13 protein-coding genes are annotated in these 14,627 nt (G+C 30.6%); all 13 read left to right on the top strand.

All coding sequences use genetic code 11. The features are described 5' to 3' along the window. Positions 1-76 precede the first annotated feature (76 nt). The 13 genes from alr to B2S02_RS17285 all read left to right on the top strand — a co-directional run bounded on the left by alr (position 77) and on the right by B2S02_RS17285 (position 14,619). Complete coding sequence (alr, locus tag B2S02_RS17345) at positions 77-1,240, top strand: alanine racemase (RefSeq protein WP_346876645.1); 1,164 nt, start codon at positions 77-79, stop codon at positions 1,238-1,240. Positions 1,241-1,366: 126 nt separating this feature from the next. Next, positions 1,367-1,630 (top strand): hypothetical protein, encoded by a 264-nt coding sequence (locus B2S02_RS17340; protein WP_051823997.1) that lies wholly within the window; start codon positions 1,367-1,369, stop codon positions 1,628-1,630. 15 nt (positions 1,631-1,645) lie between these two features. Next, positions 1,646-1,999 (top strand): type II toxin-antitoxin system PemK/MazF family toxin, encoded by a 354-nt coding sequence (locus tag B2S02_RS17335; protein ID WP_035132183.1) that lies wholly within the window; start codon positions 1,646-1,648, stop codon positions 1,997-1,999. A 363-nt stretch (positions 2,000-2,362) separates the two neighbouring features. After that, the gene (locus tag B2S02_RS17330) at positions 2,363-3,190 is read left to right on the top strand and encodes a transketolase (RefSeq protein WP_035132181.1); all 828 of its coding nucleotides are present in this window, start codon (positions 2,363-2,365) and stop codon (positions 3,188-3,190) included. Then, entirely contained in the window at positions 3,190-4,128 is a 939-nt protein-coding gene (locus B2S02_RS17325) for a transketolase family protein (RefSeq protein ID WP_414632266.1), read from the top strand. The genes B2S02_RS17330 and B2S02_RS17325 overlap by 1 nt, the downstream gene beginning before the upstream one ends. A 115-nt stretch (positions 4,129-4,243) precedes the next feature. Next, complete coding sequence (locus B2S02_RS17320; RefSeq protein ID WP_346921082.1) at positions 4,244-4,621, top strand: hypothetical protein; 378 nt, start codon at positions 4,244-4,246, stop codon at positions 4,619-4,621. A gap of 171 nt (positions 4,622-4,792) precedes the next feature. Beyond that, positions 4,793-5,479, top strand: coding sequence for a cell division ATP-binding protein FtsE (ftsE, locus tag B2S02_RS17315; RefSeq protein WP_035132175.1), 687 nt, complete (start codon positions 4,793-4,795; stop codon positions 5,477-5,479). Beyond that, the gene (gene ftsX / locus B2S02_RS17310; protein WP_346847682.1) at positions 5,469-6,362 is read left to right on the top strand and encodes a permease-like cell division protein FtsX; all 894 of its coding nucleotides are present in this window, start codon (positions 5,469-5,471) and stop codon (positions 6,360-6,362) included. Before ftsE ends, ftsX begins: the two co-directional genes overlap by 11 nt. Positions 6,363-6,526: 164 nt before the next feature. Further along, complete coding sequence (locus B2S02_RS17305; RefSeq protein WP_346847681.1) at positions 6,527-7,756, top strand: S41 family peptidase; 1,230 nt, start codon at positions 6,527-6,529, stop codon at positions 7,754-7,756. A gap of 207 nt (positions 7,757-7,963) precedes the next feature. Next, positions 7,964-9,268: a PDZ domain-containing protein gene (locus B2S02_RS17300; RefSeq protein ID WP_346847680.1), complete on the top strand. Its 1,305-nt coding sequence runs from the start codon at positions 7,964-7,966 to the stop codon at positions 9,266-9,268. A gap of 29 nt (positions 9,269-9,297) precedes the next feature. Then, entirely contained in the window at positions 9,298-11,283 is a 1,986-nt protein-coding gene (gene uvrB, locus B2S02_RS17295) for an excinuclease ABC subunit UvrB (protein ID WP_346847679.1), read from the top strand. A gap of 11 nt (positions 11,284-11,294) precedes the next feature. Further along, positions 11,295-14,120: an excinuclease ABC subunit UvrA gene (gene uvrA, locus B2S02_RS17290; RefSeq protein ID WP_346847678.1), complete on the top strand. Its 2,826-nt coding sequence runs from the start codon at positions 11,295-11,297 to the stop codon at positions 14,118-14,120. 70 nt (positions 14,121-14,190) lie between these two features. After that, positions 14,191-14,619, top strand: a complete 429-nt coding sequence (locus B2S02_RS17285) for an FHA domain-containing protein (protein WP_035132164.1) — start codon at positions 14,191-14,193, stop codon at positions 14,617-14,619. Positions 14,620-14,627: the final 8 nt, after the last annotated feature.

Below are 14,627 nucleotides of genomic sequence, written 5' to 3'. Positions count from 1 at the left end.
CAAAACAGTAAGAGCGAATCTAGTATTTACTATGAGGTAGTTCTTGACAACTGGAAAGGTGAGCAAGGTGAGTAATATGGAAAAAAAGATAAGACCCTCTTGGGCAGAAGTGGATTTAGATGCTTTAAGGAATAATGTAAGTGAAGTAAAAAGGGTTTCAGAGGGGAAGGAAATAATTGCTACAATAAAAGCTGATGGATATGGACATGGAGCTATAGATATATGTAAGTCTATGATGGATGAAGGTATAAATAGATTTGCAGTAGCTATTGTTACAGAAGCGGTAGAACTAAGAAAAGCTGGTGTGGAAATTCCTATTATTATATTGGGATATACACCAAAGGAATTTTATGATGAAGTTATTGATTTAAACCTAGAGCAAACTATATATGATTATGAAGATGCTAAAATACTTTCAGACATAGCTATAAAGAAGAATAGCATAGCTAAAATTCATATAGCTGTAGATACAGGTATGGGGAGGATTGGATTTTTAACAACGAGGGAGCAGGCTAGGGAAGTACATAGGATAACTAAGTTAAAAGGAGTAAGAATTGTAGGAATATTTACTCATTTTGCTACTGCTGATGAGAAAGACAAAACTTATGCTAGTTTTCAAATAGAAAAATTTAATATATTTAATATATATCTTGAAGAATTAGGTATAATTATACCCTTTAAGCATGTAAGCAATAGTGCTGCTATAATAGATTTTCCTGACTTACCATATGATGGAGTTAGAGCTGGTATTATGCTTTATGGATATTATCCTTCCAAGTATGTTAATAAAAATAATGTTAACTTAATACCTGTTATGTCGCTAAAATGTAAAATTGTTCATTTGAAAAAAATACAGGAAGGCGATTATGTAAGCTATGGTAGATTGTATAAAGCACCTGCAGAACGGATAATTGGAACTCTTCCTATAGGATATGCAGATGGCATTTCGAGAGCATTAACAGGGGTGGCTAAAGTAATTGTGAATAGTAAAATAGTACCTGTTGTAGGTCGTATTTGTATGGATCAATGTATGATAGATGTAACAGATGTACCTGGGGTGAAGATTGGGGATGAAGTTATATTAATTGGAAAAGATAATATAGGGAATGTTATAACAGCAGATGATATAGCAGAATCTATAGGTACAGTCAATTATGAAGTAATTTGTGATATAAGTAAGAGAATTCCAAGAATATATACAAAAAACGGTAAAATTTTCAGTGTAAGAAACTACGTATAGTAAAAAGTATAAAAAAATGTTGTAAAAAGTAGAAATTGAGGATAATTTCTTTGACATAATAACAATTGATGATTTATAATTAAGTTGTACATAAAGTTGTTATTTAAATTGGAGGTAATGAAATCCATGGGTAGCTCAAAGAAATTTATTCTGAATTTTGGTAGTAGTTTTTGCGAAAAATTTAATGATGTAGATAAAAAACAATTTATAACAAATAGTAAATTAATTATGGATTATGGAATAGTATATAGTGAAGGCTATAATAGTAATAGCTATATAGAGAAAATGAAACAAGGATATTTAGCTATGAGAGAATTAAATTTAGAATTATCAGAATATGGCTTTGAGAGTTATATTAATGACTTAAGTGAATATGAAGCTAGCCTTTAGGAGTGTGAATGCCTAATGACAATTGTTATAAAGAGAGGCGATATATTTTATGCTGATTTAAGCCCAGTGGTTGGATCAGAACAGGGTGGAATAAGACCTGTAATAATTATACAAAATGATGTGGGAAATAGATATAGTCCAACTGTGATAGTTTCAGCTATAACCTCTCAGATAAATAAGGCAAAACTTCCAACTCATGTAGAGATTTCTTCTGAAGAATACGGATTAAATAAAGACTCGGTAGTTTTGCTAGAGCAAGTTAGAACTTTAGACAAAAGAAGATTAAAAGAAAAGATAGGTCATATGACCGATGAAGATATGATTAAAGTTGATGTTGCTCTTAAAATTAGTTTAGATTTAAAAATGTAAAAATAAGCTTAATATTAAGGGGCTGTTTCAAAATACACTAAATCTTAATTGGATGTGGAGTATGCACTAACAACAATATTTTAGTGAAACTTAACATTTTATAGAGATTAGTGAATTATTTTGAAATAGCTCCTTTTAAATTAAATCGGTAGATGGACAAAAAAATATAAAGTATTTATTACTTTTATAATGATAGAAGTATAGTTGTATTTAATTGAAGTGTAAGGTAAATAATATATTAATAATTATTGGAGATTTCTTATAATGAGATGTATGGATAAAAGTAAAATTTCAACTAAATAGTTGAGAATAAATAAATTATTGATATAATGGGTTTAGAAGAAAATCAGGGAGGGATAAGCAATGGAAAAGTCATTAATAGCATTAGAGAATATAGCGAAAGTTTTAAGAAAAGATATTATAAAGATGGTAACAGAGTCAGCATCTGGTCACCCAGGCGGTTCTCTATCAGCTGTAGAAATCATTACTACATTATATTTTAATGAAATGAATATTGATGTAGAAGACTCTAAGAATCCTAATAGAGATAGATTTGTATTATCAAAAGGTCATGCTGCACCAGTTTTATATGCAGCTCTTGCGGAGAAGGGTTTCTTTAATAAAGAAGAACTTATGAAATTAAGAAAAACTGGAGCAATGCTACAAGGTCATCCAAATATGAATTACATACCAGGAGTAGATATGTCTACAGGTTCATTAGGTCAAGGAGTTTCCGCTGCGGTAGGTATGGCACTAGCAGGAAAGCTTGATAATAGCTCATATAGAGTATATACCCTACTAGGAGATGGAGAATTAGAGGAAGGTCAAGTTTGGGAAGCAGCTATGTGTGCAGCTCATTACAAACTAGACAATTTAACAGCTTTTGTAGATTATAATGGACTTCAAATAGATGGAGATATTGATAAGGTTATGAATCCTAATCCTATAGCAGATAAGTTTGTAGCATTTGGATGGAACGTGATTTATTTAGAAGATGGTCATGATTTAGTTAAGATAAAAGATGCTATAGAAGCTGGAAAAGGAGTAAAAGATAAGCCTACAATGATAGTTTGTAAAACAATTAAAGGAAAAGGTGTATCTTTTATGGAGAATCAGGCAGGTTGGCATGGTTCAGCTCCAAGTAAAGAGCAGTGTGAAATAGCATTAAAAGAGATTGGGGGAGAAGAATAATGAAAAGTGTTGCAACTAGAGAAGCCTATGGAAAAGCATTAGCAAGAATAGGTAAAGAAAATGAAAATATAGTAGTTCTTGATGCAGACTTATCTAAGTCTACTAAAACTGCTGATTTTAAGTCTGTATGCCCAGAGCGATTTATCAATATGGGGATTGCTGAAGGTAATATGATGACTGTGGCAGCGGGAATGGCAGCTTGTGGAAAAATTCCTTTTGCATCTACTTTTGCTATATTTGCAACAGGAAGAGCTTTTGAACAAATAAGAAATTCTATATGTTACCCTAAATTAAATGTAAAGGTATGTGCTACTCATGCTGGTCTAACAGTAGGAGAAGATGGTGCTTCTCACCAATCTGTAGAGGATATTTCATTAATGAGAAGTATACCTAATATGGTGGTGATTAGTCCAAGTGATGGAATTGAGGCTGAAGCAGCAATAGAAGCTATAACAAAATATGAAGGCCCTTGCTATGTTAGACTTGGTAGAAGTTCGGTACCTATAATAAATGATAATGAAGATTATAAGTTTGAAATTGGTAAAGGAATAACTTTAAGAGATGGGAAAGATGCTACTATAGTTGCAACTGGAATTATGGTAGAGGCAGCATTAGAAGCGTACAATATTTTGGCTGAAGAAGGCATAAGAGTTAGAGTTATTAATATACATACAATAAAGCCTATAGACGAAGAATTAATAACAAAAGCTGCAAGAGAAACAAATCTTATAGTTACTGCAGAAGAACATAGTATCATAGGTGGCCTTGGTTCAGCAGTGGCGGAAGTAGTAACTACACATTGTCCAGCTACAGTTTTAAGAGTTGGAATAAAGGATACTTTTGGTGAAAGTGGTAAGCCTGCAGAATTATTAAAAGCTTATGGATTAACAGCATTAGATATAGTTAAAGCAGTTAAGACTGGAATTAGTATGAAATAAAAAATAAAATTGAATATGGAAGAAATCTAAGGAGACTTAGGTTTCTTTTTTTTATAGCCTATGATATAATTTATAAATAATTTGAAAATTCGATTTACTAAGGAGAGCGTTATAGATGAAACAAGATGTTAAAGGATATATGAGTGATGTAGTCTTTTGTTTTAAATTGTCTTTAAAATTAGTTATTATACCCGTAGTTTTAGGTATAGTTATTAGTTGTATATATCTATTAGTTAAAGGTCAATCTATGGAATTTTATGGAATACTTAGAGGAATAAGAAATACAGGAATTATATTTTCTTGTGGAGGATTATTTGTATCAGCATTAGCATTTCTACAACCGACAAAGTTATTGAGACCTTTAAGCTATGAGAAAACTTGGAGACAATATCTTTATAAATTTGGTTTAGTAGGAACTATATTCTGCACCTTTGCATTATTAGCAACATATTTCTTAGTATACGATATGCTAATTCATAACTTATATGTGTAGTTTACATACATAAAGAAGCATGAGTGGAAAAAAATATATATATTTCCACTCTTTTTTTATGAAGAAAAATAAGAATTTATTATTTTTTAACTTATGTAGGACTTGCATTTTAAATTTTTATGTTATAATATACACAGATAAAAAGTAAAAAGTCGAGGAGAGTTAATAATTATGATAGATTTTAAAAATGTTACTAAGGTTTATAATAACAATGTACTAGCTTTATCTAATTTAAATGTACATATTGACCAGGGTGAATTTGTTTTCTTAGTAGGCCCAAGTGGAGCAGGAAAATCTACCTTTATAAAGATGTTATTAAAAGAAGTTGATCCAACAGCGGGTTCGGTTATAGTTGCAGGATCAGATTTAACAAAGCTAACAAGGAAAGAAGTGCCTTATTATAGAAGAAAAATTGGAGTAGTGTTTCAAGATTTTAGATTGATACAAAGTTTGAATGTATTTGATAATGTAGCTTTTGCACTAAGAGTTATAGGATCAAGCGAAAAGGATATACAAAAAAAGGTTCCAGCAGTGCTTTCAATGGTAGGATTATCAAAAAAGAGAGATGCTTTACCTACAGAGTTATCAGGTGGAGAACAACAAAGAGTATCTATAGCTAGAGCTATAGTAAATAGTCCATCATTATTAATTGCTGATGAACCAACAGGTAACTTAGATCCTGAAACTTCATTAGAAATTATGGATATTTTAAGTGATATTAGTAGAGCTGGAACTACCATTGTTATGGCAACCCATGCAAGAGACATAGTTGACTCTATGAAAAAGAGAGTTATAGCTATTGAGAAGGGTGTTATTGCCAGAGATGAGGAAAGGGGGAAATATGGTTATGAAATTTGATTCTTTTAAATATTCATTTAAGGAAGCACTTAAAAGTATAAAAAGAAATAAAACTTTAAGTATAGCATCTATAGCTACAGTAACAGCTACACTTTTTTTATTAGGAGCTATAACACTAGGAGTTGCTAATGCAGATAAATTAATTACGCAATTGGGATCCATGGTTGAGGTGAAAATCTACTTAAAAGAGGATATAAGTGATAATAATAAAAATGCTATAGAGAATAAAATTAAAGAAGTAGATGGTATTGATAAGATAACTTTTCAAAGCAAGGAAGATGCTTTGAAGGATGTAAAGGAACAAATGAATGATGAATTAGGTCAGTTAACATCTGGATTTGAGGATAATAATCCATTCCCAGCTTCCTTTACAGTAAATGTTAAAGAGCCGCTAGTAGTAGATAAAGTTGTAAGTAGTATTAAAGATATGAATGGTATTGATGAGATAAAAGATGCAAGATCTATAATTGCAAAAATTTCTAAGCTTACAGATTCATTTAAAATAGGTGCTGCAGTAGCATTTGTAGTTTTTATTATGATATCTCTATTCTTAATAGGAAATACCATAAAAATTACAGTGTTTACGAGAAAAAAAGAAATAGGAATAATGAAGTATGTAGGAGCTACAGATTGGTTTATTAGATGGCCATTTATAATAGAAGGTATGATACTTGGAATATTTGGAGCAGTCATATCGGTAGTAGTACTAGGTTTTATATATTCTATTATAATTAATAATTTAAGCGCCGATACACTATTTGGATTTGATTTAGTAGGTATTTCTTATATATTGAAGGTGATTATTTGGGAATTCCTGGGATGTGGAGTTTTCATAGGTGCTATTGGAAGTATAATATCCATGAGAAAATTCTTAAAAGTTTAAATTATAAAGAACAAATAAGACTAAGAATTTATTTCTTAGTCTTATTTGTGTATAATATAATATATTGGTAATAGAAAGGATTAATAAAATAATTTAAATTTCATAGTATTATTATCGGGGATAAAAAGTAATAATAAATATATGAGAATGAGAGGGTGATTTTTATGGATGGTAAGAAAAATAAATGGAAAAGAGTAACGGGTATAGTGGCTCTTTTGATAGTGACAAATTTAATTACTTTAGGATTATCTAACTATATATCTTTTAAGTTACCAGATGGTAAAGTTATAGTTAGTAGAAAAACATATGAAAATATAGTAGACTTTGAAAAGTTATATACTATAAAAGATAAATTAGATAGATATTATTTGGGTGAAATTGATATTAATAAACTTATAGATGGAGCAGCAGCGGGAATGACAGAAGCTGTAGGAGACCCATATACAACATATATGAATGCCGAAGAGTTTAAAGACTTCTATTCTCAAACAGAAGGAAATTATGTTGGATTAGGAATACAGGTAGGAGTTAAGGAAGATAAGATAGTTGTAGTAGCTACCTTTGAAAATTCACCTGCAGAAAAAGTGGGAATACTTTCAGGGGATATAATTGAAAGCGTAAATGGTACAAAGGTTGAAGGCAAGGACTTAGAAAAAGCAGTGAAAACTATGAAAGGTGAAAAAGGAGAAGCTGTAGAACTTACTTTATCTAGGGAAAACAAAGGTTCTTTTAATGTTAAAACTGTAAGAGATGAAATAGAAATGATAACTGTAAAGAAAGAAATGATTGATAGTCAAGTAGGATATATTCAGGTAACTATGTTTGATGAAAATACATCTAGCAATTTTGAAAATGCAATTAAAGATTTAAACTCAAAAGGAATGAAGAGTTTAATAGTAGACCTAAGAGAAAATCCAGGAGGATTATTAGATCAAACTGTGAATATGTGTTCACAATTTATTCCTAAGAATAAGAATATAGTTTATACGGAAGATAAGAATGGAAATAGGAAGGATTATAATTCAGTAGGTGGAATTGCTGAAGGATTACCACTTACTATATTAATAGATGAGGGGAGTGCAAGTGCTTCAGAAATATTTACAGGAGCTATAAAAGATTATAAGTTAGGAACTTTAGTAGGTACTAAGACCTTTGGTAAGGGTGTTGTTCAAACAACTTTTTATAGGGATAGAGATGGATTTAGAGATGGAACTGCATTGAAGGTTACTATATCAAAATACTATACTCCTAATGGACAGAATATCCATGGTATAGGAATAGAGCCAGATATTTTAGTTGAGTATCCAGAAGAACTAAAAGGGAAAGCCTATGATAAATCAGTAGATCCTCAATTTGAAAAGGCTTTGGAAGTGGCAAAAGAAAAGATTAAGTAATAAAATATAGGGTATTATAATAGATATTAGTATTTTTATTATAATAAATACTAATTAAAATAAGTTAACATATAGAAAAATAATAAAATTAATTTTATAGTTTCAAGTAGATAAATGATGATGTAAAATTAAGTATCTATTATAGTAGATACTTAATTTTACTTATGCACATCTACTCTTTGTTACATAATGAGAAGGAGAAAAATAATGGAACTTTTAAAGTATACTTTGCAGCAGGTGTCCTATGCTATTGTGGAGCCGTCTTATGCGCTTATATTAATAATGATGGCTGTTGTATTCTATATGAAAAATAAAAAAACTACAGTGATGGAAAGATTAATTATGGGTAAAAACTCGTCAACTGCTTTTGAACTTACTGTGTCACAAATAGTTATGGGAATATTGGGAGGTGTAGTAGCTAGTTTAATTCTTACATTTTTGGGAATTACTTTTTATGAAACTTCTAATATATTTCTAATATTTATATTATCAGTAGCGTTAATGTTCTTTAGTCCCAAATTAGTTTGTCTTTCATATTCAGGAGCTATTTTGGGACTATTATCAATACTGTTGTATTTTATATCATTAATCATGGAGAATCCAAGTTTAGATGTACTAAAAATGGATATAACTAATTTATTGGTATTGGTTGCAGTAATGCATATTGTTGAAGGGTTATTAGTAATCTTTGATGGGAAAAGAGGTGCTATACCTGTATTTGGATCAAGAGATAAAAAAATCATAGGTGGATTTGCATATAGAAGACAATGGATATTACCAATGATAATATTATTAATGGTACAGGCTACTAGCGCCAATACAGTTATGGGGGGAAGTGTAAACACTCCAGAGTGGTGGCCAATAATTAATCATAATAAAAACATGTTGATTTTTGCTACTATGGTAATTGGTGCATTACCGATTTTTGCAGGAGTTAATTATGCTACCATAACATTTACAAAAAGTAAAAAAAATAAGCCAATATTCTCAGGACTATTAATTTTAGGCTATGGTACTGTATTAATTCTATTATCTTTTCTTGGGGATATAAATAAGATTTTAGATGTAATAATTCTTACATTGATGCCTGTATTACATGAGTATATGTTATATATTGATCGCTTAGCAGAAAAGAAAGGTAAAATAAAGTATGTGAGTAATGAAGAGGGAGTATGTGTTCTAGATGTAGCCCATGATTCAATAGCTAAAAATATGGGAGTTAAAATGGGAGATTTAATATTAGAAATAAATAATATTAAATTATATAAGGATGAAATTATATTTAATATGTTAGAACGTCTTCCAGATATTATAAATATGAAGGTTAGAAGAGAAAATGGATCTATGGAAGAATTAGAATGTAAAGTAAAAAACAATAAAGAAAAATTAGGAATTGTTATAGTTCCTAGAGAAGTTCCAAAGCAGGCTACTGTAGCAAAGCCAGGAGGTTCTAGTTTTTCTGATATTCTAAATAAAATTAAAGAAAAGAAAGATAGTAACGATAAAGAATAATTTTTTATAAAAAGATGAGGTGATGTATCATGGGTCAGTTTAAGATTCATTCAAAATTTAAGCCAACTGGAGATCAACCTGAAGCAATAGATAGTATAGTTAAAGGAATCCTTGAAGATAAAAAATATCAAACTTTACTTGGAGTAACAGGATCAGGGAAGACATTTACTATGGCAAATATTATTGAGAGAGTTCAAAGACCAACTTTAATTCTTGCTCATAATAAGACTTTAGCAGCTCAATTATGCTCTGAATTTAAAGAGTTTTTTCCAGAAAATGCTGTTGAGTACTTTGTTTCTTACTACGATTACTATCAACCAGAAGCTTATATGGCTCAAACTGACACCTATATAGAAAAGGATGCATCAATAAATGAGGAGATAGAAAAGCTACGGCACTCAGCTACTTCAGCCTTGATAGAAAGACGAGATGTTATAGTTGTGGCTTCTGTATCATGTATATATGGGCTAGGAAATCCAGAGGATTATAGAAAGCTTACTGTATCTTTACGAGAAGGTATGATTAAAGATAGAAATAGTGTTATTAGTCAGCTAGTGGATATTCAATACGAAAGAAATGATATAAATTTTGTAAGAGGAACCTTTAGAGTTAGAGGAGACGTGCTAGATATATTTCCAGCATCATCAACTAATAAAGGGATAAAAGTTGAGTTTTTCGGAGATGAAATAGATAGAATCCGTGAGTTTGATGTATTAACAGGCAATATAATTAGTGGAAGAAAACATGTATCTATATTCCCAGCATCACACTTTGCTACATCAAAGGAAAATTTAGAAAGAGCTATCTCTCAAATTGAATTTGAATTAGAAGAGAGATTAAGGGAGCTAAAGGATGAGGATAAGTTATTAGAAGCTCAAAGATTAAAACAACGAACCAATTTTGATATAGAAATGATGAGAGAAGTAGGTTATTGTACTGGAATAGAAAATTATTCTAGAATATTAGATGGAAGAGAAAAAGGAACACCACCACAAACTCTTATTGACTATTTCCCAGATGATTTTCTTTTCTTTGTAGATGAAAGTCATGTTACACTACCACAAATTAAGGCTATGTATGGAGGAGACAGATCTAGAAAAACTTCTTTAGTAGAGTATGGATTTAGACTTCCATCAGCCTATGATAATAGACCACTTAAATTTGAAGAGTTTGAAGATAAATTAAATCAGGTATTATTTGTAAGTGCTACACCTGGAGTTTATGAGAATGAACATTCAGCTAATATAGCAGAGCAAATAATAAGACCAACAGGATTATTAGATCCTGAAATTATAATAAGACCAGTAAAAGGTCAAATTGATGACTTATATGGTGAGATTATCAAAACTACTGAAAGAGGGTTTAGAACTTTAGTTACAACTCTTACAAAGAAGATGGCAGAGGACTTAACTAAATATTTAAAAGAGTTAGGAGTAAAAACTACTTACTTACATTCTGATATAATTACTATGGAAAGAATGGAAATAATAAGAGATCTTCGAAGAGGAGATTATGATGTGCTAATTGGAATAAATCTTTTAAGAGAAGGATTAGATATTCCAGAAGTAGCATTAGTTGCTATATTAGATGCAGATAAGGAAGGATTCTTAAGGAGTGAAACATCTTTAATTCAGACTGTAGGTAGAGCTGCAAGAAACTCAGAAAGTAAAGTAATAATGTATGCTGATAATATGACAAATTCTATGGAAAAAACTATAAATGAGACCAATAGAAGAAGAAGTATTCAAGAAAAGTATAATGATGATCATAATATAGTACCTAAGACTATAATCAAGGAAATAAGAGATGTTATAGAAATTTCTACAGTGGCAGAAGATGAAGATTTATATATCAGTGAAGCAAGTAGTGATTTGCTTTTAGATAAGAAGGAATTGACTAAGCATATTACTAAACTAGAAAAAGAAATGAAAGAAGCAGCTAAGGACTTACAATTTGAAAGAGCAGCGATTTTAAGAGATGAGATAGAACGTATGAAGAGAGAATTTAATTTGTAAAGGAGAAATTTATGAGAAATAGTATTTATATAAAAGGTGCAAAAGTACATAACCTTAAAAATGTAGATTTAGAAATACCAAGAGATAAATTTGTTGTTTTTACTGGACTTTCAGGTTCAGGAAAATCTTCTTTAGCCTTTGATACTCTTTATGCAGAAGGACAAAGAAGATATGTAGAATCTCTTTCAGCTTATGCGAGACAGTTTTTAGGCCAAATGAATAAACCGGATGTAGAGTATATAGAAGGTCTATCACCAGCTATATCTATTGACCAAAAAACTACAAGTAAAAATCCAAGATCTACAGTAGGAACAGTAACTGAAATTTATGATTATTTAAGACTACTTTATGCAAAGATAGGTGTACCCCATTGTCCTAAATGTGGCAAGGAGATTACCCAGCAGACTGTAGACCAAATGGTAGATCAGGCAATGGCTCTGCCACCTAGAACTAAGGTTCAAATCTTAGCACCTGTAGTTACAGGGAAAAAAGGAGAACATGTAAAGATCCTTGAGAACATTAAAAAAAATGGATATGTTAGAGCAAGAATTGATGGTGTTCTGGTAGATTTAGAAGATGAAGATATCAAACTAGAGAAGAATAAAAAGCATACCATTGAAATAGTAATAGATAGAGTAGTTATTAAAGATGGAATTGAATCAAGAATTACAGACTCTTTAGAGTCAGCATTAAAAATAGGTGAAGGTATAGCTATCTTAAATGTAATTGATGGAGAAGATATACTTTTAAGTGAAAAATTTTCATGTGTAAGTTGTGGAATAAGTATTGGTGAAATTGAGCCTAGAATGTTTTCCTTCAATTCTCCCTTTGGAAAGTGCGATGAGTGTGATGGACTTGGGACTTTAATGGAGATAGATGAGGATTTGGTGATTCCGGATAAAAGCAAATCCATATTAGGTGGAGGAATTTTAACTTTAGGTGAAGGTAGTTTAAAGGAGGATTCATGGACTCGTGCCATATTAGAAGCTCTTGCTAAAAAAAGAGGGTTTACTTTAGATACTCCTATAGAAGAACTATCAGAAGAAAATTTAAATTCTGTTTTATATGGAACAAATGGAGAAAAATTACGAATAGAGTATACCAAGGAATTTAAAACTGGTATATATAATTATGCTTATGAAGGTATAATAAATAATTTAAAAAGAAGATATATGGAAACTAACTCAGATTACATAAAGAGAGAAGTAGAAGAGTATATGAGTGATAATCCTTGTCCTAAGTGTAAAGGAAGAAGATTATCTAAAGAAGCTCTATCTGTTACTGTAGGTGGTAAAAATATAAGTGAATTTTGTACTATGTCTATTATAGAAGAACTTGATTTTGTAGATGCATTAAAATTATCTAAAAAGGATGAAATTGTAGCAGAACAAGTATTAAAGGAAGTTAAGAGTAGACTTAGTTTTTTAAAGGATGTAGGACTTAGTTATCTTAACTTAAGTAGAGCATCAGGTACTTTATCAGGAGGAGAAGCGCAAAGAATTAGATTAGCAACTCAAATTGGTTCTAGTTTGATGGGGGTTTTATATATTTTAGATGAGCCAAGTATTGGATTGCATCAAAGAGATAATGATAAATTAATAAAGACTTTAAAGCATCTTAGAGACATAGGAAATACTTTAATTGTAGTTGAGCATGACGAAGATACTATGCGAGAAGCAGATTACTTAGTAGATATAGGCCCAGGAGCAGGAGAGCATGGAGGAAAAATAGTAGCTGCAGGTACAGTAAAACATGTGATGAAGTGTAAAGAGTCCATTACAGGTCAATATTTAAGTGGGCATAGAACTATAGATGTGCCTGAAAAATATAGAATTATGGATAAAAATAGAGTTATAAAAGTTAAAGGTGCAAAGGAAAACAATCTAAAAAATATAAGTGTTGAATTTCCATTAGGATTATTTACATCTGTAACAGGAGTTTCAGGGTCAGGGAAAAGTACTTTAGTTAATCAGGTTTTATATAAGGGGTTAAATAGAAAATTAAATGGTTCTAAGAAACTACCAGGAAAACATGAGGAAATTGTAGGTGATGACCAGATTGATAAGATTATAAATATAGATCAAAGTCCAATAGGAAGAACACCTAGAAGTAATCCTGCTACATATACAGGAGTATTTGATTTAATAAGAGAAATTTTCACTATGGTTCCAGAGGCTAAAAGCAGAGGATATAAACAAGGTAGATTCAGTTTCAATGTTAAAGGTGGAAGATGCGAAGCTTGTAAAGGTGATGGAATAATAAAGATAGAAATGCAATTTTTATCTGATGTCTATGTTGAATGTGAAGTGTGTAAAGGAAAGAGATATAATAGAGAAACATTAGAGGTAAAATACAAAGGAAAAACTATTGCAGATGTTTTAAATATGACTGTAGAGGAAGGCTTAGCTTTCTTTGAAAATATACCTCGTATAAGTAGTAAACTTCAAACTCTTATGGATGTTGGATTATCCTATATAAGATTAGGTCAACCATCAACCACATTATCAGGCGGAGAGGCACAAAGAATAAAGCTTGCCTATGAATTATCTAAAAGAAGTACAGGAAAGACTTTGTATATATTAGATGAACCCACTACTGGATTACACATTGATGATGTTAGTAAACTTATAAAAATTCTCCAAAGGCTTGTAGAAGGAGGAAATACTGTAATAGTAATTGAACATAATTTAGATGTAATAAAGTGTTCAGATTATATTATAGACTTAGGACCAGAAGGTGGAGATCAAGGAGGAACTATTATAGTTAAAGGAAATCCTAAAGATGTAATTAAATGTTCTAAATCATATACAGGACAGTACCTAAAAAAGATGATATAATTACTTATAACTAGCATCATAATTTATAATGATGCTAGTTATGTTATATATGTATAAAGGAGTTTTGCTTATGAATATTTTAAAATTCGCATTGAATTTAGGAATAATAGCAATAGTTTATTTTATTATAATCTACGCTTTAAAAATAATGTATACAGATACTAAATCAGTGGGTAAAAGAAGGAATAGAACTAGAAAGGCTACTTCTGGGCTAGAAATAATAGTAGCTGGAGAAAATACAAATCTAAAAAATGGAGGAATACTACCAATAGTAGATAACTTAACTATGGGAAGAAAAAGTGATAATACAGTAATCTTAGATGATAAATATGTTTCTTCTCATCATGTTAAAATTTTCAGAAGAAATAATGAGTATGTGTTGGAAGATTTGGAGAGCACTAACGGAACTAAGGTTAATGATATTAGAATAAAGAATTCCCTTATATTAAAGTCAGGGGATATAATAAAGGTGGGAACTGCTACCTTTAAATTTATGTAGTTATTAGG

The organism is Clostridium sp. UBA7339 (assembly GCF_002470865.1).
Classification (GTDB): Bacteria; Bacillota; Clostridia; order Clostridiales; family Clostridiaceae; genus Clostridium_J; species Clostridium_J sulfidigenes.
This window is presented reverse-complemented; position numbering and strand designations above follow the sequence as displayed.